At 74.1% G+C, this 20,342-nt stretch carries 14 protein-coding genes; 5 read left to right on the top strand and 9 right to left on the bottom strand.

Translation table 11 applies throughout. From position 1 onward, the window contains the following. Positions 1-151: 151 nt before the first annotated feature. Complete coding sequence (locus AC0682_RS22230; protein WP_478534793.1) at positions 152-4,840, bottom strand: Lhr family ATP-dependent helicase; 4,689 nt, start codon at positions 4,838-4,840, stop codon at positions 152-154. A 102-nt stretch (positions 4,841-4,942) separates the two neighbouring features. Here AC0682_RS22230 and AC0682_RS22225 point away from each other — a divergent pair, with 102 nt between their 5' ends. The 3 genes from AC0682_RS22225 (at position 4,943) to AC0682_RS22215 (ending at position 7,126) form a co-directional block, all read left to right on the top strand. Next, positions 4,943-5,800 carry an AraC family transcriptional regulator gene (locus AC0682_RS22225; RefSeq protein ID WP_478534792.1) on the top strand — a complete coding sequence of 286 codons (858 nt, stop codon included), beginning with the start codon at positions 4,943-4,945 and terminating at the stop codon, positions 5,798-5,800. A 175-nt stretch (positions 5,801-5,975) separates the two neighbouring features. Then, positions 5,976-6,821, top strand: coding sequence for an AzlC family ABC transporter permease (locus tag AC0682_RS22220; protein ID WP_478534791.1), 846 nt, complete (start codon positions 5,976-5,978; stop codon positions 6,819-6,821). Then, positions 6,818-7,126, top strand: coding sequence for an AzlD domain-containing protein (locus AC0682_RS22215; protein WP_478534790.1), 309 nt, complete (start codon positions 6,818-6,820; stop codon positions 7,124-7,126). The genes AC0682_RS22220 and AC0682_RS22215 overlap by 4 nt, the downstream gene beginning before the upstream one ends. Before the next feature lie 44 nt (positions 7,127-7,170). Here AC0682_RS22215 and AC0682_RS22210 read toward each other — a convergent pair whose 3' ends face one another. Then, complete coding sequence (locus AC0682_RS22210) at positions 7,171-8,097, bottom strand: hypothetical protein (protein ID WP_478534789.1); 927 nt, start codon at positions 8,095-8,097, stop codon at positions 7,171-7,173. 80 nt (positions 8,098-8,177) lie between these two features. Here AC0682_RS22210 and AC0682_RS22205 point away from each other — a divergent pair, with 80 nt between their 5' ends. Together AC0682_RS22205 and AC0682_RS22200 are read left to right on the top strand one after the other, a co-directional pair. Continuing rightward, positions 8,178-8,372: a DUF3046 domain-containing protein gene (locus tag AC0682_RS22205; protein ID WP_478534788.1), complete on the top strand. Its 195-nt coding sequence runs from the start codon at positions 8,178-8,180 to the stop codon at positions 8,370-8,372. Positions 8,373-8,589: 217 nt separating this feature from the next. After that, complete coding sequence (locus tag AC0682_RS22200; protein ID WP_478534801.1) at positions 8,590-9,717, top strand: AI-2E family transporter; 1,128 nt, start codon at positions 8,590-8,592, stop codon at positions 9,715-9,717. Positions 9,718-9,753: 36 nt separating this feature from the next. On the opposite strand, the gene AC0682_RS22195 is transcribed toward AC0682_RS22200, so the two are convergent. The 7 genes from AC0682_RS22195 to AC0682_RS22165 all read right to left on the bottom strand — a co-directional run bounded on the left by AC0682_RS22195 (position 9,754) and on the right by AC0682_RS22165 (position 19,909). Then, positions 9,754-10,530 carry a cytochrome d ubiquinol oxidase subunit II gene (locus AC0682_RS22195; protein ID WP_478534787.1) on the bottom strand — a complete coding sequence of 259 codons (777 nt, stop codon included), beginning with the start codon at positions 10,528-10,530 and terminating at the stop codon, positions 9,754-9,756. Between the two features lie 9 nt (positions 10,531-10,539). Further along, a complete protein-coding gene (locus tag AC0682_RS22190; RefSeq protein WP_478534786.1) occupies positions 10,540-11,838 on the bottom strand; it encodes a cytochrome ubiquinol oxidase subunit I in 1,299 nt (432 codons plus the stop codon). A gap of 210 nt (positions 11,839-12,048) precedes the next feature. Beyond that, positions 12,049-12,714 (bottom strand): response regulator, encoded by a 666-nt coding sequence (locus tag AC0682_RS22185; RefSeq protein WP_478534785.1) that lies wholly within the window; start codon positions 12,712-12,714, stop codon positions 12,049-12,051. Continuing rightward, complete coding sequence (locus AC0682_RS22180) at positions 12,711-13,955, bottom strand: sensor histidine kinase (RefSeq protein WP_478534784.1); 1,245 nt, start codon at positions 13,953-13,955, stop codon at positions 12,711-12,713. The genes AC0682_RS22185 and AC0682_RS22180 overlap by 4 nt, the downstream gene beginning before the upstream one ends. An 87-nt stretch (positions 13,956-14,042) precedes the next feature. After that, complete coding sequence (locus AC0682_RS22175; RefSeq protein WP_478534783.1) at positions 14,043-15,044, bottom strand: SDR family oxidoreductase; 1,002 nt, start codon at positions 15,042-15,044, stop codon at positions 14,043-14,045. 49 nt (positions 15,045-15,093) lie between these two features. Beyond that, on the bottom strand, positions 15,094-17,964 hold the full coding sequence (locus AC0682_RS22170; RefSeq protein WP_478534782.1) for an ATP-binding protein: 2,871 nt from the start codon (positions 17,962-17,964) through the stop codon (positions 15,094-15,096). 352 nt (positions 17,965-18,316) lie between these two features. Then, positions 18,317-19,909, bottom strand: a complete 1,593-nt coding sequence (locus AC0682_RS22165) for a S8 family peptidase (protein ID WP_478534781.1) — start codon at positions 19,907-19,909, stop codon at positions 18,317-18,319. Positions 19,910-20,342: the final 433 nt, after the last annotated feature.

The raw sequence follows: 20,342 nt of genomic DNA, 5'->3' as shown, positions 1-20,342 counted from the left end.
CGGTGGGGCGTCGCCGCGAGGCGGGAGGCGGGAGGCGCTGGGCGGGTGCTGGGCGCCGGGTGCCGGGTGCTGGCTGGAGGGGGCCTGGAGGGCCGGGCGGCGCGGGGGCGCCGGGCACGGTCGGCCCCCGCGCGGGCCCCGGCCTTCCGGATCAGGCTCTCAGGCGCAGGCCTCTCGGGGTGGCGAGGAAGCCGGCCGCCTCCAGGATCCGGCCCAGGGGCGAGGTGAGGGCGGAGACCCCGTTCGTCCGCTCCACCGTCACCGTGCCCAGGGTCCCGGCGCGGGCGGCGGCGGCCAGGGCTTCGGCCGCGGCCAGCAGTGCGGGGGACCCGGGGTCGGACGGCCAGGCGAGCAGGGACTTGCCACCGCGTTCCATGTAGAGCGTCAGCTCGCCGTCGACGAGGACCACCAGGGCCCCCGCCTTGCGGCCCGGCTTGTGCCCGGCGCCGTCCGGGGACTCCGGCCACGGCAGGGCGGCGCCGTACGCGTTGGCCGGGTCGGCGGCGGCGAGCACCAGGGCCTGGGGCGCGGTGCCCGGGTCCCGGCGGTCGCGGGCCGTGGCGGCCGCCCGCAGCCGGTCCACCGCCCCGTCCATCGCGAACTGGGCGGCCCCCAGACCTTCCACCACATAGCCCCGCCGGGCCTGCCCGCTGTCCTCGAAGGCGGCCAGGACGCGGTACGTCGCGGAGAAGCCGCCCTCCACCCCTTCCGTCTGGACCGCGCCCCGGGTCACCACGCCGTGCCGGTCGAGGAGGGTGCGGGCCAGGGCGTGGGCGCGGTGGGTGGGCTCGGGCTCACGCGCGGGCAGCAGGGACCAGCGGCCCGAGACCGTCGGGGGGCCGGTGCGGGAGACGGGCCGGGCGGCCGGGGTGAGGGAGCCGTACCGTCCGCGCGGAACGGTGCGACGGGCGCGGTGGGCGGTGGAACCGGCCGTCCGGCCCGAGCCGAGAAGCGAGCGGAGCGGGGCGAGGGTGTCGTTGGTGAGCCGGCCCGACCAGGCCAGTTCCCAGAGGGCGTCGGCGAGCTGCTGGTCGGAGGCGTCCGGGTGGGTGGTGGCCCGGACCTGGTCGGCGATCTGCCGGAAGAAGAGGCCGTAACCCCCCGAGAGAGCGGTGAGCAGGGACTCGTGGAGCGCCGACAGCTCCAGCGGGTGAGGGGCGGGCAGGAGCAGGGGCGCGCTGTCGGCGGGGTAGAGGGAGAGCCAGCCGTCCTTGCCGGGCAGCGCTCCGGCCCCGGCCCAGATCACCTCGCCCGTGGTCGTCAGCTCGTCCAGCATCGCCGGGGTGTACCCCCTGACCCGGCTCGGCAGGATCAGCTTCTCCAGGGCCGAGGCGGGCACAGGCGCCCCTTGGAGCTGTTCGACGGCACGGGCCAGTCCGTCGATGCCCCGCAGACCGCTGGAGCCGAAGTGCTGCCACTGCGGGAGGAAGGAGGCGAGCGCGGCGGGCTCCACCGGCTCCAGCTCCTGGCGGAGCGCCGCCAGCGAGCGGCGGCGGAGGCGGCGCAGGACCGTGGCGTCGCACCACTCCTGGCCGATGCCCGCCGGGTGGAACTCGCCCTGGACGGTGCGGCCGGCGGCGGCCAGCCGGTGCAGCGCGCCGTCCGTGACGGCGGTGCCGAGCCCGAACCGCTCGGCGGCCCGGGCGGCGGTGAACGGGCCGTGGGTCCGGGCGAAGCGGGCGAGGAGATCGCCCAGGGGGTCCTTCACCGGCTCGGTGAAGGCCTCGGGAACCCCGACCGGCAGCGCTGTGCCCAGAGCGTCCCGCAGCCGCCCCGCGTCCTCGATCGCCGCCCAGTGGTCGGCCCCGGCGATCCTGACCCGGATCGCCCGGCGGGCCGTCGCCAGCTCCGGCGCCCAGGAGGGCTCGGCGCCCCGCTCGGCCAGCTCGGCTTCGGTGAGGGGGCCCAGCACGCGCAGCAGGTCCGCGACCCCTTCGACGTCCTTGATCCGTCGGTCCTCGGTGAGCCACTGCAGCTCCCGCTCCAGCTCGGTGAGGACCTCGGGATCCAGCAGCTCGCGCAGCTCGGCCTGGCCCAGCAGCTCGGCCAGGAGGTGGGAGTCCAGGGAGAGGGCGGCGGCCCGCCGCTCGGCCAGCGGTGAGTCGCCCTCGTACAGGAACTGGGCGACGTACCCGAAGAGGAGGGAGCGGGCGAACGGGGAGGGCTCCTGGGTGGTGACCTCGACCAGCCGCACCCGGCGCGCCTCCAGATCCCCCATCAGTTCCGTGAGCCCGGGGACGTCGAAGACATCCTGGAGGCATTCGCGGACGGCTTCCAGGACGATCGGGAACGAACCGAACTCGGAGGCCACCTGGAGCAGCTGGGAGGCGCGCTGGCGCTGCTGCCAGAGCGGGGTGCGCTTGCCGGGGGAGCGCCGGGGCAGCAGCAGGGCCCGGGCGGCGCATTCCCGGAAGCGGGCGGCGAACAGCGCCGAGCCACCGACCTGGTCGGTGACGATCTGCTGCACCTCGCCCTGGTCGAAGAGGACGTCGGTGGCGCCGACGGGGGGCTGCTCGCTGTCGTACGAGAAGGCCTGCGGGGCCGCTTCCCCGCTCCCCGCGTCCGTGGTGGCGGGCGGGGCGTCGAAGTCCAGCAGGTCCAGGCCCATCATGTCCGCGTCGGGGAGCCGCAGCACGATCCCGTCGTCGGCGTGCATGACCTGGGCGTCCATCCCGTACCGCTCACCGAGGCGGGCGGAGAGGGCGAGCGCCCAGGGGGCGTGCACCTGGGCGCCGAAGGGGGAGTGCACGACGACCCGCCAGTCGCCCAGCTCGTCCCGGAAGCGCTCCACCAGGACCGTCCGGTCGTCCGGGACATGGCCGCAGGCCCGGCGCTGCTCGTCCAGATAGGCCAGGATGTTGTCCGCCGCCCAGGCGTCCAGCCCGGCGGCCAGCAGCCGGAGCCGGGCGTCCTCCTCGGAGAGACCGCCGATCTCGCGGAGGAACGCGCCCAGGGCGCGGCCCAGCTCCAGGGGGCGGCCCAGCTGGTCGCCCTTCCAGAACGGCAGCCGTCCCGGAACCCCCGGGGCGGGGGAGACGAGGACCCGGTCGCGGGTGATGTCCTCGATCCGCCAGGACGTGGTGCCCAGCGTGAAGACGTCACCGACGCGGGACTCGTAGACCATCTCCTCGTCCAGCTCACCGACCCGGCCGCCGCCCTTCTTCGGGTCGGCCCCGGCCAGGAAGACACCGAAGAGGCCCCGGTCGGGGATGGTGCCGCCCGAGGTGACGGCGAGCCGCTGCGCGCCGGGGCGGCCCGTGACCGTACCGCCGACGCGGTCCCACACCACCCGGGGCCGCAGCTCCGCGAAGGCGTCGGAGGGATAGCGTCCGGCGAGCATGTCGAGCACGGCGGTGAACGCCGACTCGGGGAGCGAGGCGAAGGGGGCGGCCCGGCGGACCAGGGCCAGCAGGTCGTCCGCCTGCCAGCTGTCCAGGGCCACCATGGAGACCAGCTGCTGCGCCAGGACGTCCAGCGGATTGGCCGGGATGCGCAGCGCTTCGATGGCCCCTTCGCGCATCCGCTCGGTGACCACGGCGGCCTGCACCAGGTCGCCCCGGTACTTCGGGAAGACGACTCCGGTGGAGACCGCGCCCACCTGGTGCCCTGCCCGGCCCACCCGCTGGAGGCCGGAGGCGACGGAGGGCGGGGACTCGACCTGGACCACCAGATCGACCGCGCCCATGTCGATGCCCAGCTCCAGGCTGGAGGTGGCCACCACGGCGGGCAGCCGCCCGGCCTTGAGGTCCTCCTCCACCTGTGCCCGCTGCTCCTTGGAGACCGAGCCGTGGTGGGCGCGGGCCAGCAGCGGGGGAGCGCCCTTGCTCGCGCCGGACTGGGCCATGATCTCGGCGGGGGCGTGCGCTTGCAGGAGCGCGGGGGCGGGGTTGTCCGGGTCGAAGGCGGTGCCGGTGGCGCGCTCGTACGCGATCTCGTTCAGCCGGTTGCACAGCCGCTCGGCCAGCCGCCGGGAGTTGGCGAAGACGATGGTGGAGCGGTGCGACTGGACGAGATCCGCGATGCGCTCCTCCACATGCGGCCAGATCGAGGGCTTCTCCGCCTGAGCGGCGTCCCCGTCGGTGGCCGGGGAACCTCCCAGCTCGCCCAGATCCTCGACCGGGACGACCACCGAGAGGTCGAACTCCTTGGTGGAGGGCGGCTGGACGATCTCCACCTTGCGCTGCGGGGACAGGAAGCGGGCCACCTCCCCGACCGGGCGGACCGTCGCGGAGAGCCCGATCCGCCGGGCGGGCCGGGGCAGCAGCTCGTCCAGCCGCTCCAGGGAGAGCGCGAGGTGCGCGCCGCGCTTCGTGCCGGCGACGGCGTGCACCTCGTCGAGGATCACCGTCTCGACGCCCGCGAGCGCGTCCCGGGCGGAGGACGTGAGCATCAGGAACAGCGATTCGGGCGTGGTGATCAGGATGTCCGGCGGCCGGGTCACCAGGGAGCGCCGCTCGGCGGGCGGGGTGTCACCGGACCGGATGCCCACCCGCACCTCCGGCTCGGGCAGGCCCAGGCGCACCGACTCCTGGCGGATGCCGGTCAGCGGGGAGCGCAGATTCCGCTCCACGTCGACCGCCAGGGCCTTGAGCGGGGACACGTACAGCACGCGGCAGCGCTTCTTCGCCTCGGCGGGCGGCGGGCCGGCGGCCAGCCGGTCCAGCGAGGCGAGGAACGCGGCCAGCGTCTTGCCGGAGCCGGTGGGCGCGACCACCAGCACGTCACTGCCCTCGCCGATGGCCCGCCAGGCACCCTCCTGCGCGGCGGTGGGCGTGCTGAAGGCACCGGCGAACCAGCTGCGGGTCGCGGGCGAGAAGGCGTCGAGAGCGGAGCCGGTCATGTCCCCCATCGTGCACCCCGCCACTGACAACGGGCCCCCGACACCGCCAGGCACCCCTGGCTCGCCCTGCCTCGCACGGCCGGGACCTGCGAGAATGTGGCCATGGCGGGAGCGGATCGGGCGACGGAGTGGGCGCGGCACTGGACGTACGCGGAGCTGCCCGACCTCGATCTCCTGCGCGCCCGGTACGTCCGCCACACCTTCCCCCGGCACAGCCACGCGGGCTACGTGTTCGGTGCGGTCACCGGCGGTGTGGAGGACGTGGGGCTGCCCGGCGGCACGGTCCACGCGATACCCGGCACCGTGGTGATGATCAACCCGGAGGTCCCGCACACCGCCCGCCCCGGGCGGCCCGGGGGCTGGACGTACGACACCCTCTACCCCTCCGCCCAGGTGGTCAGCGACATCGCGGCCGAGGTGACGGCGCTGCGCGGGACCGTCGGGTTCGGGGAGACCCGGGTGACCGACCCGTACGCCGCCCGGCTGATCACCCAGGTGCACCGGGCCGCCGAGGAGGGCAACGCGCTGGCCGCCGACAGCCTGCTGCGGGCCCTGGTCGTCCGTCTCCTCGCCCGGCACGGCAGTTCGCTCCCGCGTACGCCGCCCCGGGCCGGGGGCGCGCGGGACGCCGAACGCGCCCGGCTCGTCCTGGAGGAGAGGATGGCCGCGCCGCCCACCCTGGAGGCGCTCGCCGCCGAGCTGGGCACCGGCCCGTTCGCGCTGCTGCGGGCGTTCAAGAAGGAGTACGGGATGCCGCCGCACGCCTGGCTCACCGACGCCCGGGTGCGGCGGGCCCGCCGTCTGCTCGACGCGGGCACCGCCCCCGCCGAGGCGGCGGCCGCCGTCGGCTTCACCGACCAGCCGCACCTCAACCGTCACTTCACCCGGATCGTGGGGGTGCCGCCCGGCGCGTACCAGCGCGAACGGGGCGTGTACCGGCGCGGGCGACCCGCGTCCTGAGGGCGCCGCGGGAGCGCAGGCGGTCCTGGAGACGGCGTGGGGGGCGGCAGTTCCTGGAGGTGCCGCAGGGGCACAGGCTCCCGGAGACGGGGCGCGAGCGGCAGCTCCCGCAGGCGGCGCAGGGGTGCAAGAACGTACAAGACCCGATCCCGGCCCTGCCCGTAACGTGCGGCGGGTGGCAGAACAGACAGCACTCCCAGAGAGCACCGGCGCGACCGGTGCCCGGTCCGCCGGGCCGCCGGCCCCGGACGCCCTTCCCCAGCGGCCGGACAAGCCCGACGCGGCCGTCGTACGGGACGCGCTCGCCGTCGGCATCGCCGTAGGGCTCTCCGGCTTCGCCTTCGGCGTCACCGCCGCCGGCTCCGGGCTGAGCCTGCTCCAGATCTGTGCCCTGAGCCTCCTCGTCTTCACCGGTGCCTCGCAGTTCGCTCTGGTCGGGGCGTTGGCGGCGGGCGGCAACCCGTACACGGCGGCGGCCGGGGCGTTCTTCCTGGGCGTCCGCAACGCCTTCTACGGGCTGCGCCTCTCGCAGCTCCTGGTGCTTCCCGGGGCGGTGCGGCCCCTCGCCGCCCACTGGGTGATCGACGAGACGACCGCGGTCACCCTGGCCCAGCCCACCCGGCGGGCCGCGCGCATCGGCTTCACGGCCACCGGGCTCACCCTCTACGTGCTGTGGAACCTCACCACCCTGGGGGGTGCCATGGGGGCCGAGGCGCTGGGCGACACCGAGGCCTGGGGCCTGGACGCGGCCGGCCCCGCCGTCTTCCTCGCGCTGCTCGCGCCGATGCTCAGGAGCACCACCGAACGCGTCACCGCCGGGCTCGCGGTGCTGCTGGCCCTGACGCTGCTGCCCGTTCTGCCGGCCGGCGTACCGGTGCTGCTGTCCGCGCTCGCGGCGCCCGTCGTCCTCTTCCTGACGGGGCGGCGCGCGCGGGGAGCCGGCCCTGTGGCGCCGAGGCAGCGGAAGGGAACGACGGCGTCGGAGGAGACGGCGGAGAAGAAGGGCGACCGGGACTCGTGAACGTATGGATAGCCATCGGCCTGACCGCTGTGGGCTGCTACCTCGCCAAGTACGCGGGCCTGCTGGTACCCGCCGGAGTGCTGGAGCGGCCGCTCGTACGGCGGATGGCGACCCTGCTGCCGGTGGCGCTGCTGGCGGCCCTCACCGCGCAGCAGACCTTCGGCGACGGACAGCACCTGGTCCTCGACGCCCGGGCCGCCGGACTCGCCGCCGCGGCGATCGCGCTGATCCTGCGCGCCCCCTTCCTGGTGGTCGTCGGCGCGGCCGTGGCGGTCACGGCGGGCGTCCGCGCGCTGGGGGGATGAGCGGAGCGCCGGGGCGAGCGGAGGGAAGGACCGGAAGAACCTGGTCAGCCCGGCGTGCGGCCGTAGGCGCGCAGCGTCTCCAGGGCCCTGAGTGTCACCAGGGGCCGCCCCTCCAGGGCGGTGCCGGGGGCCCACTGCCGCCAGTTCACCGGCCAGCCGCCGTCCTCCTGCTGCTCCGCCGCCAGGTGGTCCAGCGAGCGCTCCAGCTCCTCGTCGGTGAACCAGCGGCGGGCCAGCGAGTCCGGCGTACGGGCGTAGTCGTACGGGAAGTGGTGCTCGCCCGGTGCGTAGCCGGGTGCGTAGCCCGGGGCCACCGGGTACTCCGCCCGCCGGGCCGGATCCAGCACCGCGAGCCGCTGGGCGCGCACCAGCCGGCCGAGCCGGTCAGCCGCCCGCTCGGCACGGGGCCGGTCCGGCACCCCGTCCAGGAAGGCGACCGCGGCCTCGATCTCGTACGGGTGCGACTGCTCCAGGGCGTCCACGGCGCTCCAGCAGAAGTCCGTCGCCCGGAACAGCCAGGCGTGCCACACCTCGTTGCGGTGCAGAAGTCCGACGATCGGACCGGTCGAGAGCAGTTCGGCCGGTGGGTCGTCGACGACGGGTGCGAAGGGGGCGGCGGGATAGCCGCGCTGGGCGGGGAGCAGCGCGGGAAGCGCGCCCTCTTTCGTCGACACGTCGCTCAGATAGCGGCAGATGCGCTCCACGCGCGATCCGTCGCAGCGGCCGATGGAGTCGAGGACGCCGAGGGCGTGGGCGGTGTGCAGCGGCTGGCTGACCGGCCCCCGCAGATCGGGTTCCAGTGCGTGGGCGTAGCCGCCGTCCTCGTTGCCATAGGCGGCGAGCGCCGTTTCGACGAGGTCCGGGGAGCCGTCGAGGAAGCGGTGGGCGAACCTGCGCTGTTCGAGGACGCGGGCGGTGAGCCAGATGAAGTGCTCGGCGCGGGCGAGGGGAGGTGCTCCGGTTCCAGCCATGGACCGACCGTAGAGGGGGACGAGGCCCCGGCACAGGCCCGGCGGACCGGCTGCACTCTCAGGAGCGCGATACTGGTGGCATGCGGTTGACGATTTTCTGGGAGCGCATGGCGGACCACTTCGGTCCCGCGTACGCGGATTCCTTCGCGCGTGACCATGTGATGGCCGAACTCGGCGGCCGTACGGTGCACCAGGCGCTGGACGCGGGCTGGGAGACGAAGGACGTCTGGCGTGCGGTCTGCGCCTCCATGGACGTCCCCGCCGACAAGCGCTGACCCCGTCGGTCCCGCCCGGGACCGCCCGGTGCGGTACGTGCTCCGACCGGCCGGGTCCGCCCGGTGGTACGTGCTCCGACCGGCCGGGGGATCCGCTGTCAGTGGCGTAGGCGAGACTTGTCCCGTGCCATCGACAGACGAGACCGTCCCGGCCGAGCCGCCCGCCTCCCCGCCCGCCGAGCCCCCAGCGCCGCCGTCCGGCCCGGGGCCCGCCCGGATGCCGGGCTGGCTGCCGCGCGCGATGGTGCTGGCCCTGGCGCTCTACGCCTGCTTCCAGCTCGGCAGCTGGGCCTTCGACCAGCTCATCGGGTTGCTGACCAATGTGCTGATCGCGTTCTTCCTCGCGCTCGCCATCGAACCCGCCGTGGGCCGGATGTCGGCGCGCGGCATGCGCCGCGGGCTGGCCACGTTCCTCGTCTTCATCGGCCTGATGATCTTCAGTGCGGGGTTCGTCGTCCTGCTGGGGTCGATGCTCGCGGGCCAGATCGTCGACATGGTCGACGACTTCCCCAAGTACATCGACTCGGTGATCAACTGGGTCAACCAGACCTTCCGCACCGAGTTGTCGCGGGTCCAGGTCCAGGACAGCCTGCTGCACTCCGACTGGCTGCAGAAGTACGTCCAGAACAGCGCCTCCGGGGTGCTCGACGTCTCCACCACGGTCCTGGGCGGACTGTTCCGGCTGCTGACGATCTCCCTGTTCTCGTTCTACTTCGCCGCTGACGGCCCCCGGCTGCGCCGCGCCCTCTGTTCCGTGCTGCCGCCGGCCCGGCAGACCGAGGTGCTGCGCGCCTGGGAGATCGCGGTCGACAAGACCGGCGGCTACCTCTACTCACGAGGCCTGATGGCCCTGATCTCCGGCGCCGCGCACTACATCCTGCTGGTCGTCCTCGGCGTGCCCTACGCTCCGGCGCTCGCGGTCTGGGTGGGGCTCGTCTCGCAGTTCATCCCGACCATCGGTACGTATCTGGCGGGCGCCCTGCCGATGCTGATCGCCTTCACGGTCGACCCCTGGTACGCCCTGTGGGTGCTCGGCTTCGTGGTCGTCTACCAGCAGTTCGAGAACTACGTTCTCCAGCCCAAGCTGACCGCCAGGACCGTCGCCATCCACCCGGCGGTCGCGTTCGGTTCGGTGATCGCGGGAACGGCCCTGCTGGGGGCCGTCGGCGCCTTGATCGCCATCCCCGCCGTCGCCACCCTCCAGGCGTTCCTGGCGGCCTACGTGAAGCGGTACGACGTCACCGACGACCCCCGGGTGCACGGCGGCCCCCGGCCGCGGCGCGGGGAGCCGGTCCTCTCCCGGATACGCCGCGCGCTCGGCGGCCAGGGGCGTACGGGCCCCTGAGGCGGGGCCGCCGAGCACCCGGGGCAGCCCCCGGGGTCAGAGGTACGAGGGGCGTGTCACCCGGTGGCGGAAGGTGTGCCAGGTCCACGCCTGGGCGGCGACCAGAAGCGGGCAGAACGCCAGCAGGACCGGGACGAGCAGGGTGAGCGTCGCCCCGTCCGCCGCGTGTGCCGACGGGTGGAGCGCCGGGCCCGCGAAGAGCGGCAGTGCGCCCATCAGGACGGCGGTCAGGGCGAAGGACCGGCCGGGACCGGTGCGCCCCACCAGCCGGTGCGCCCGCGACCAGGGCCGCCCCGTCAGCCGCAGCGCCGCGAACCCCAGACCGTGCGCGGCGAACAGCGCGGCGACGGCCAGCGCGGTCACGGCCCCCACCGGGGCGGTCGCCGTCCGCTCCGGCGTCCCCGAGAAGAGCGCGGCCAGCAGCCAGCCCCAGGACAGCGCCACCGCCCAGCTGCCGCACACCACGGCCCCGTCGCACCCCGCCCGCCACGGCCGTCCGCCACCCCGCCCGCGCAGCCACAGCCCCGCGTCGCGCACCGTCCAGCCCGCGACCAACGCCACGACCACGGTGAACTGGGCGCTCAGCAGCTCCCCCTCCAGGACCGGGAAACAGCCCACCAGCACGCCCGCGGTGGCCACGAGCCACACCTCGTTGCCCAGGAAGAACGGGGCGAAGGAGGCGATCACCAGGCGTCGTTCGCGGTCGTCCCCGCCCAGGTACGGCAGCAGCATGCCGGTGCCGATGTCCGCACCGGCGAGGACGAAGTAGCCGGTGGCGAAGAAAGCGAGCAGGCAGACGGCCAGGGTGTCCACGACGGCTCCTCAGTAGCGGGGGGTGAAGGGCGGTGCTCCGGCGTCCGGGACGGCATCAGCAGAGGCGGGGACCCGCTCGTCGTGTCCGAGCCCCGCCTCCACCGGCCCGGTCCGCGCGTGGCGCAGGAGCAGCCGGCCGTTGAGGACGGCCAGCGCCGCGAAGAGCACGGTGAAGACGATCAGTGAGGTGAGCATGGTGCCGGGGGAGTGGCTGGAGACGGCGTCCCCGGTCTTCAGCAGCCCGTACACCACCCAGGGCTGGCGGCCGGCCTCCCGGAAGACCCAGCCGCTGATCATCGCCAGATAGGGCAGCGGCACGGCGGCCATCAGCACCAGGTGCCAGAGCCGGAAGCGCTCGACGGCCTTGCGGAAGCAGGCGAGCACGACCCCGGCCAGCGAGAGGTACATCATCAGCGCGAAGGCGAGCAGCATCAGCAGGGCGCCGCCCCGTGTCCACACCTCGGACGGCACGTAGTCGCCGGGGCCGAACCGGGCGACCATCTCCGCCTGGAGGTCGGCGATCTCCGCCGTCTTCCGACCGAACACGGCCGACTTCATCGGCTGGAGATCCGCCAGCCGGGCCAGCTGGACCCCGCCGAAGCCCGCCGTGACCCACAGGGCGGGGAACGACACGAACACCCCGATACGCAGACTCCGTACGAAGAACTCACCCTCGGCGGTGCGCCGGAAGAGGTGGTAGGCACTGACGCCCGCCATGAAGAACCCGGCCGTCAGCAGCGCCCCGCCCAGGATGTGCCCGAAGGCCAGCAGCGTACTGGGGTTGGTGAGCAGCGCCCCGGCGTCCGCGAGGACCAGCCGGCCGTTCTCGGTGCGATGGCCCACGGGGTTGTTGAGGAAGCCGTTGGAGACGAGGATCCAGTACGCGGACAGGCAGGCGGTCAGGGCGACGATCCAGATCGTCGTCAGATGGACCCACCGGTTGAACCGGTGCCATCCGAAGATCCACAGCCCGAGGAACGTCGACTCCACGAAGAACGCGACGACCGTCTCGACGGCCAGCGAGGTGCCGAAGACATTGCCCGCGTAGTGCGTCAGACCGCTCCAGCTCAGTCCGAACTGGAACTCCATCACCAGCCCGGTGATGATCCCGACCGCGTAGTTGATGACGTACAGCTGCCCCCAGAAGCGCACCATGCGGTGGTACGGAGCCTTCTTCGTGACCGTGGCCGCTGTCTGGATGCAGGCCACGACGAGGGCCAACCCCAGCGTCAGGGCGACGAAGAGGAAGTGGCCGCCCGCCGTGAGGGCGAACTGCAGCCGCGCGAGGTCGAGCGTTTCCGGATCCACCCCGAAAGCCTCGGTGCGGGGCAGGTGCCCGCGCGTCGGCCCGGGGAGGACAACGGGCCTACACCGGGAGTTGTGGCCGGTGCCGTCCGCGTACTACGGAAGTTGACCCCCGGGGCGCCGGAGATCCAGGTGCCCGGAGATCCAGGTGCCCGGAGACCCAGGTGCCCGGAGACCCTGGGGCCCGGATACCCGGCCCCAGGCGCGTCCCGCTCAGGCCAGCCAGCCCGGCGTGATCATGCCCGACTCGTAGGCGAGGACCACCAGCTGCGCCCGGTCGCGGACGCCGAGCTTCGTCATGATCCGGCTGACATGGGTCTTGGCGGTGGCGGGGCTGAGCACCAGCCGGGCGGCGATCTCGTCGTTGGAGAGCCCGGTCCCGACCAGCCCCATGACCTCTCGTTCCCGATCGGTCAGGGCATTGAGGCGCGGCCCCGGCTCCGGCTGCCTGCGGCGGCTCGCGAACTCCGAGATCAGCCGCCGGGTCACGGCCGGGGCGATCAGCGCGTCGCCCCGCGCCACCACCCGTACGCCGTGCAGCAGCTCCATCGGCTCGGTGTCCTTCACCAGGAAACCGGAGGCTCCGGCGCGCAGCGCCCCGTAGACGTGGTCGTCCATGTCGAAGGTGGTCAGGATGACGACCCGGACGGCCGCCAGCCGCGGGTCGGCGGTGATGCGGCGGGTGGCCTCCAGACCGTCCGTCCCGGGCATCCGGATGTCCATCAGGACCACGTCCGGACGGTGCTCGTGGGCCAGGGCGACGGCCTGTTCGCCGTCGGCCGCCTCACCGACGACCTCGATGTCCTCCTCGTCGGACAGGATCGAGCGGAAGCCCGCCCGCACCAGCGTCTGGTCGTCGGCCAGCACTACGCGGATCATTCGGTCCTCCCGCTCCCCTCGGCCGGCTGCCCGGCGTCGATCGGCAGCCGGGCGCTCACGCCGAAGCCCTGTGCGGTGTTCCGCGCGGTCAGCTCGCCGCCGAAGGCCCTGGCCCGCTCGGCCATGCCCCGGATGCCGCTGCCGAGCGGAGACCCCTCGGGCGAGCCCGCGCCGTCGTCGTCGACCCGGACCCGTACGGCCCGTCCGTCGGTGTAGTCGACCGTCACCACCGCGCCGGTCGCCTGTGCGTGCCGGGTCACGTTGGTGAGCGACTCCTGCACGATCCGGTACGCCGCCAGGTCGACCGGGGGCGGCAGGGGCCGCCGCTCGCCCTCGGTGCGCAGGCGTACGTCGATGCCCGTGGCGCGGGCCCGGGCGACCAGTTCGTCGAGCCGGTCCAGCCCGGAGGCGGGGGAGGTCGGGGCGCTCTCGTCGGGCCTCCGCAGCGCGCCGAGGGTGGAGCGCAGCTCGCGCAGCGCGTCCTTGCTGGTCGCCCTGACCGCCTCCAGGGCCTCCTCGGCGGCGGACAGGGCCGTGGCGGGTTCGGGCTTCTTGCTCAGCTTGTGCAGGGCCGCGCCCGACTGCACGTTGATCAGCGAGACGCTGTGCCCCAGCACGTCGTGCAGCTCCCGGGCGATCCGCAGCCGCTCCTCGGTGGCGCTCTGCTCGGCCCGCGCCTCCTGCTCCCGCTCGGCGGCGAGCGCCCGCTGCTCCACCTCGCGCAGGTAGGCGGCACGGGTCCACTGGCCCCGGCCCACCGCCACCAGGCTGACCAGCCAGCCCGCGAGCATGAACAGCGACATGTCGTCGATCTGCCGGTTGCCGCCGTGCTGGCGCGCCTCGCCGAAACCGACGGCGATCAGGGTGACGACCGCGAGGGCGACCGCGGCCGTGAACCGCCCCTCGGCCGCAGCTGTGTAGAGCGCCAGCGCGAACGTGACCATAAGAGGGCCGTCGTACACGGACAGCGGGTAGTAGACGACGCAGACGGTCAGGGTCACGACGGCCACGGCGACGGGTGCGCGGCGTCGGAGGTACAGCGCGCCGCACCCCACGGCGATGAGCGCCCAGCCGATCACCGTACGGTTCAGCGGCTCGCTCTCGTACCGCATGGCCAGCCCCGTCCAGACCACCACCAGCAGGGTGACGGCGGCGGCCACCCCGATGTCGGCCGTCCGTGCGCAGAGGCCACCGCCCCGGGGGCGGGCGGGACCGGTACGGGGGCCGGGAGGGAGGGGCATGTCAGGAAGGATAGGCACCGCAAGCGGAGGGCGACGACTGCCGTGAACCAGATGACCGCCGTGTACCGGGGGTTGGACGGCCACCGATCAGCGGTAGCCCGTCACATCGGCAGGCAGGCCCCGGTCCTGCACCTCCGTCAGATACCGCCAGGCGTCAGGTCTGCTGCCGTCGGTGTCGGTGAAGCCGTAGACCCGGGCGAGCTGCCCGCTGGAGAGCGACTGCCCGTTCCAGCGTGCCACCCCGGGGTCGCGGGCGAGGGCGGCGACGGCCCGGCCCACATAGGCGGGGGACTCGGAGATGGCGAAGTGGGGCGTGTGCGCGATCGCCTCGCGCCAGGTGGCCTCGGTGACCCCGTGGGCCTGGAGCATCGCCTCGGAGCGGAGCCAGCCGGGGGTGAGCGCCACGGCGGTCGACCCGTACGGTGCCAGCTCATGGCCGAGCGCGAAGGCCATCCGGTTCACGGCGGCCTTCGCCAGGTCGTAGAAGAAGGAGACGCGGTAGTGGGCCGCGTTGTACTCGTCCGTCCCGTCGGTCATCTCGACGACGAGACCGCCCGGGGTCTCGATCAGCAGCGGCAGCGCGAAGTGGCTGGTGATGGCATGCGTGTCGACGGCCAGTCGCAGGGTGTGCAGCCCGGTGTCGAGCGAGGACTCCCAGACCGACCTGTTCCACTCGATCTCGGCCCCCCAGATGTCGTTCACCAGGATGTGCAGGGCCCCCTGCTCGCCGGAGATCCGGGCGACGAGCGCGCTGACCTGGTCGGGGACCAGGTGGTCGACCTGTACGGCGATCCCGCGGCCGCCCGCCGCGTCGACCAGGGCCGCGGTCTCCTCGATCGTCTCGGGCCGGTCCATCTCGGAGCGCTCGGAGCCGCTCGTACGCCCGGTGACGTAGACGGTCGCCCCGGCGGCGCCGAGCTGGACGGCGATCCCGCGGCCCGCCCCGCGCGTGGCTCCGGCGACGAGCGCCACCCGTCCGGCCAGGTCCGAGCCCGTGTCGGAGCCGGTCAGGGAGGAGTTGTCCGGAACCGGGGCACCGCTCGGAGTGGGGGTGCTGTCCGGCTTTCCCGGTGTTGAAGATGGTCCCATATCGCCTCAATGTAGGGCATATATGCCCTCAAGGTCGGGCGGCTGCCGGTCAGGGCCCGAGCTGCGAGCCGATCTCGGTACGGGACGACACCCCCAGCTTCCGCAGGGCGCGGGCCACATGGTGCTCGACCGTCCGGTGGGAGAGGACCAGCTCGCGGGCGATCTCGCGGTTCGAGAGGCCGAGCGAGGCGAGCCGGGCCACCGCCCGCTCCCGGGGCGACAGATGGTCCCCGTACCCCAGCGCGCCGGGCCTGCGGGCGGTGACCTGGCCGTGGTCCCGCAGCCCGCGCTGACAGCGCAGCACATCCCATACGGCGTCGATCTCCTGGTACCCCGTGATCGCCTCGTGCAGCACGGTACGCCCGCCCGCCGCGCCCGCTGCCAGCAGCCGGATCCCCCAGGCCTCCCTGACGTACGCGGCCTCGTATGGGCGTTCCAGTTCCGTCCAGGCGTCCATGGCGGCCAGATACGGGGCGTCGGCCCCGCCGGTCCCCGGCTGCGGGCCGGCCGTGTCGGTGAGCAGCGCCCGGCAGGTCAGCAGGGCGGCCCGGGCGGCGGGCGCGTCCCGGCGCGCGATGCCGTCGGCCAGCTCGGTGACCATGAGGTGGGCCTCCCCGGCCCGGCCGGCCCGGAGCAGTGCCTGGACGGCCGGCGGCGCGAGGGTGCTCGCCCACACCCACGCACCGGTGCGGCGGACGTGGTGCAGCGCCCCTTCCATCGCCTGGGCGGCCGGGCCGGGGCGGTCGGCGGCCAGGTGGACCCGGACCCGGGCGGCCGCGGCGGAGGTCAGCACGATGCCGGTGTCCAGCGCGGTGGTGCGGACGGCCCGCTCCAGGAGGCGGCGCGCCACATCGGTCTGCCCCTTGGTGTGCAGGCGCAGCAGCCCGCAGACGAGGAGGGCCTCCGCGTGGAAGTCGGGCACGTCCCGGTACTGCTCCTCGGCGTGCTCGGCCCGTTCCAGCAGTCCGGTCCACCGGCCGAGCGTGAAGGCGGTGAGCATGTCCGTGGTCTCCACGAACGCTTCGAGATACGGGGCGTGGTGGGTCCGGACGGCCTGCCAGGCCCGGGTCTGGCAGGCGCGGGCGCGTTCCGGATGGCCGAGGGCTGTCGCGGCCCCCGCCAGATTGGCGTGCACCCGGGCCTCCGCCTCGCCGCTGAGGGTGTCGGGCAGTTCGGCCACCGCGTCCCAGGCCGAGGGATCGCCCATCAGGGCCAGGGCGGCGGCCCGGTTGGCCAGGACGGCCGCGCGCAGATCGCCTCCGCCGACCTGGGGCAGCAGCCGTTCCGCCTCGGCCAGCAGCCGTCGGTGCTCACTGAGCGGCCACCCCTTGAGAGAGGGGATGGCGATGATCGCCAGGGCTCGTGCGGCCTGCCCCGGCGAGACGGCGAGGAGGTCCGGGACGGCACGCGCTATCTCCTCCAGCGCCTCCAGGCCCGAACCCGACTGGTTGCGCAGCAGCAGCCCCAGGAGCAGCCGGATCTCGCCGCTCGGCCCCGGCCCCAGGGAGCACCGGTCGAGCACCTGCCGCAGGGCGGCGGGCACCTGCGGCCCGGGCCGGGCGTTCAGTGCGACCCGTGCCAGCTTCAGCGCGACCCGGTCACGGACGACGGCCGGGGGCCCGCCGCGCAGGGCGGCCAGATAGTGGTCGGTGGCCGCACCGGCGTCCCCGTCCCCGGCGGCGCGGTCCGCGGCCGCCTCCAGCCACCGCACCGCCTCCGCGGGGCGGCCGGCCAGCCGGTGGTGCCCGGCGATGCGCACCAGCGGGAGGGGCGAGATGTGCCGGGCGAGGGCGCGGGCCGCGCGCAGGTGCAGCACGGGCCGTTCCGGCTCGGCGACCGCCTCGTACGCCGCTCTGCGCGCCAACGCGTAGGGAAAGGCGTAGGTGCTGCCCTCCGCGCCCTCCGCTGTGCGCAGCACACCTTCCGTGAGCGCCGCGGCGAGCGCGCGGCGGGTCTCCTCCTCGCCCAGCCCCGCGACCGCTCCCAGCAGGCGTACGGGGGCGGGGTCGTCGAGCACCGCCGCCGCGGCGGTCACCATCCGCGCGTCCGGGGCGAGGCGGCTCAGCCCCTCCACCACGAGTCGGCGTACGGACGCGGGCAGGGGCGGCTCCGAGATTCCGGCTCCGCCCGTCCCGGTGGGGTGTGCCAGGGGCTCGGGCCACCGGCGCAGCACCTCCTCGATCACGTACGGAAGGCCGCCCGTCCACCGGTGCAGCTGTTCAGCGAACCCCTCGGGGACCGCCCGCCCGCCGAACAGACCGGCGGCCAGCGCACCCGTCCCGGCCACCGACAGCGGTACGAGATGCCGCTCGGCCAACGCCACATGGGGCGGCGGGCGCAGTGGGAAGGGGAACGCGTCACGGTCCTGGCCGCGCGCGGTGAGGACGAGCCCCAGATGCGACGGCGGGTCGGAGACCAGCGTACGGAGGAAGGCGACGGTGGCCTCGTCGGCCCACTGGAGGTCCTCCACGACGAGAACCGCCCTTCCCAGGGATGCGGTCAGCCCGCACAGTGCCCGGGTAAGGCGGTGCTGTTCGGCGCGCGGGTCGCCTACGGGGGGCGGCGCGGGCGGCAGGAGATCGGCCAGTTCGGGCAGCAGCCCCCGGAGCACCCCGGTCACGGGCGGGAGGTCCTCCGTCCGGGGCCGGCAGCGGGCCAGCGCCTCGACGAGCGGTGCGAACGGGGCGGGGGCGTCCGACTCCCGGCAGCGGGCGACCAGGGCGGGGGTGTCCGACGGCGGTGTCCGCGTGAGGAGTTCGCGGACCAGCCGGCTCTTTCCCACCGCCACCGCACCGGTGATCACCACGAGGGCGGGGCGGCGGCCCAGCTCCGCGGACAGGTCGTCGCGGAGGCAGTCCAGGAGCGCGGCGGGCCCGGTCGGGGCTCCGGCGGGGAGGGCGGTCGGCGGGTCGGCGTCCATGGCTTCCTTCCGCGCCCGTGGGCGGCAGGGGCATGACGGCGGGGGCCGGTCGGCCGCCCGGCGGGCTCATGATGGCCTTCTCACGACGGTGGGGGAAAGAGGAGTGACGCCTGCGGCGCATGTGCGGGCGCCGCAGGCGTCCCCCGACCGGCCGGTGAGGTTCGCGGAGAGGTCTCACCGGCCGGGGTGTGCCGGGATCCACCAGGGTTCGGGACGTGGATCACCGGCGGTCCGGTGGGGCGTTCCCGGAGGGGGCGGAGCTCAGGAAGGCTTCCGGGGCTCCGCCGGAACTTCGGTCGGCCGGAGTGTCAGCCGGTCGAAGCCCCGGTCGGACAGGCTTCGGCGCGGTCGGTCAGAACTTCAGCGACCAGGAGTTCAGCGTCCCGGTGTCGTTGACCCAGGTGTCGCTCACCCGCAGCTTCCAGGTGCCGTTGGCGGGTTTGGCGGAGGCGTTCACGGTGAAGGTGCCGCGCACGTCGTGGGCGCTGTCGTCGGGGTTGTAGTCCTTGAGCCGGAAGGTCCCGCCGTCCGGGGCGACGAGGTCGACCCGGAGGTCGCCGCGGAAGGTGTGCCGGATGTCGACCGTGACGGAGAGCGTGGCGGGTGCGTTGCCCATCATGCCGCTCACGGTGACGGGGGACTCGACGGTCGCGTTGTCGCGGATCGGGTAGGCGGTGGTGTTCTCGAAGGTGGTGCCGGTGGGCGGCGGCGTGGTGCCGCCGTCGTTCGGGACGTACAGCAGGCGGTTGGGCGAACCGGTCCTCGCGTCGGTGACCTTGTTCGGGGTGGCGTCGGCGATCAGCCGGTCGTGGACCTGCCGGGGTGTCCAGGAGGGGTTGGCGGAGAGCAGCAGGGCCGCCGCGCCCGCCACGTGCGGGGCGGCCATCGAGGTGCCGCCGTCGGAACGGGGGCCGGTGTCGTTGAGGTGGGAGGCGGAGACGATGTCGGAGCCGGGGGCGAACAGGTCCAGGCAGGTGCCGTGGTTGGAGGACTTGCCGCTCGGCCAGACCGACCGGGCGTCGCGGCTGTCGGTGGCGCCGACCGTCACCGCGGCCGGCACGGCGGCCGGGGAGGTGTTGCAGGCGTTGGCGCCGTCGTTGCCCGCGGCGACGACGTAGGTGACGCCGGAGGCGATCGACCGGGCCAGCGCGTCGTCGACCGAGGAGTTCCGGCCGCCGCCGATGCTCATGTTGGCGACCGCGGGCTTGACGGCGTTCTTGGTCACCCAGTCGATACCGGCCAGCACCGGGGCCCAGGTGGAGCCGGAGGAACCCTGGCAGTTCAGGACCCGTACGCCCACGAGCTTCACCGCCTTGGCCACGCCGTAGGCCGTACCGCCGACCGTGCCCGCCACGTGGGTGCCGTGCCCGTTGCAGTCCTGGGCGACGGAGTCGTTGTCGATGAAGTCGTAGCCGCTCACCGCCCGGCCGCCGAAGTCCCGGTGCGAGGTGCGTATGCCGGTGTCGAGTACATAGGCCGTCACATCGGATGCCGTGTTGGGGTACGTGAAGGTGCGGTCGCCGGGCAGATCACGCTGGTCGATGCGGTCCAGGCCCCAGGTCGGGTCGTTCTGGGTGCCCAGGGCGTACGCGACTCCGTCAGCCTCCACGCGGGCGACGGAGGGGTCGGCGGCCAGCCGTCCGGCCTGCTTCTCGCCCATCTTCACGGAGAAGCCGCGGAGCGCGGCGGTGTAGGTGTGGCCGATCTTTCCGCCGTGCCGGTCGGCGAGGGATCTCGCCGTCCTGTCGATGTCCGCCCGGGCCACCGAGTCCTTGAAGGTGACGATGTACGAGCCCTTCACCGCGCCGACGCGGTCGGCGCCCAGGACGCGCCCTTCGGCGGGCGGGGGCGTGGGTGCTGCACCGGCCGTACCGGCACCCGCTATCAGCGCGCCGACCGCACATGCGGCAGCGGCGACCCGCCGCACCACAGCTTGAGACACCATGCGATTCCTCCTGAGGGGTGGGCCGGGACCGGCTCCGGTCCCGGCTGGGCCCGCGCACGGCGAACACCGGGCACGGGCGAAGGAAGGGGCGCGGCGGGGGCTCCGGACGGGGGGCGTCGACCTCGTACGGCGGATGCCGATCCTGGGGGCCGGCAGATGCACGAGGGGCGGAGCCACCGCCGCCTCAGGAAGAATCGAGCCCTGGGGGCGGGTCGAACAATGCGTAGGTGTACCCAAACGTTCCGACGGGGTGGGCACCGCCCGTTCCGACCGGTGCCGCCGCCGGTACGCCCCTCGCCCCGGTCGGCCGGACCCCGCGTGGTGCGCTTGACACCAAAATCGAACATCCATTCTCATGGATTTCGGCCGAGTTTCTCCGGGCCCGGCCGTGGAGTTGTCCACAGGCCGGGAGGACGTCGAGGCCCATTGTCAG

It is taken from the genome of Streptomyces sp. NPDC043746 (assembly GCF_056436485.1).
The sequence above is the reverse complement of the archived record's forward strand: the minus strand, read 5'-3'. Positions and strand labels throughout refer to the sequence as shown.

Bases quoted from the DNA above. Each gene is read 5' to 3' on its own strand.
- AC0682_RS22175 (WP_478534783.1), bottom strand. From the start codon at position 15,044: ATGGGACCATCTTCAACACCGGGAAAGCCGGACAGCACCCCCACTCCG.
- AC0682_RS22230 (WP_478534793.1), bottom strand. From the start codon at position 4,840: ATGACCGGCTCCGCTCTCGACGCCTTCTCGCCCGCGACCCGCAGCTGG.
- AC0682_RS22225 (WP_478534792.1), top strand. From the start codon at position 4,943: ATGGCGGGAGCGGATCGGGCGACGGAGTGGGCGCGGCACTGGACGTAC.
- AC0682_RS22210 (WP_478534789.1), bottom strand. From the start codon at position 8,097: ATGGCTGGAACCGGAGCACCTCCCCTCGCCCGCGCCGAGCACTTCATC.
- AC0682_RS22205 (WP_478534788.1), top strand. From the start codon at position 8,178: ATGCGGTTGACGATTTTCTGGGAGCGCATGGCGGACCACTTCGGTCCC.
- AC0682_RS22165 (WP_478534781.1), bottom strand. From the start codon at position 19,909: ATGGTGTCTCAAGCTGTGGTGCGGCGGGTCGCCGCTGCCGCATGTGCG.
- AC0682_RS22200 (WP_478534801.1), top strand. From the start codon at position 8,590: ATGCCGGGCTGGCTGCCGCGCGCGATGGTGCTGGCCCTGGCGCTCTAC.
- AC0682_RS22185 (WP_478534785.1), bottom strand. From the start codon at position 12,714: ATGATCCGCGTAGTGCTGGCCGACGACCAGACGCTGGTGCGGGCGGGC.
- AC0682_RS22170 (WP_478534782.1), bottom strand. From the start codon at position 17,964: ATGGACGCCGACCCGCCGACCGCCCTCCCCGCCGGAGCCCCGACCGGG.
- AC0682_RS22180 (WP_478534784.1), bottom strand. From the start codon at position 13,955: ATGCCCCTCCCTCCCGGCCCCCGTACCGGTCCCGCCCGCCCCCGGGGC.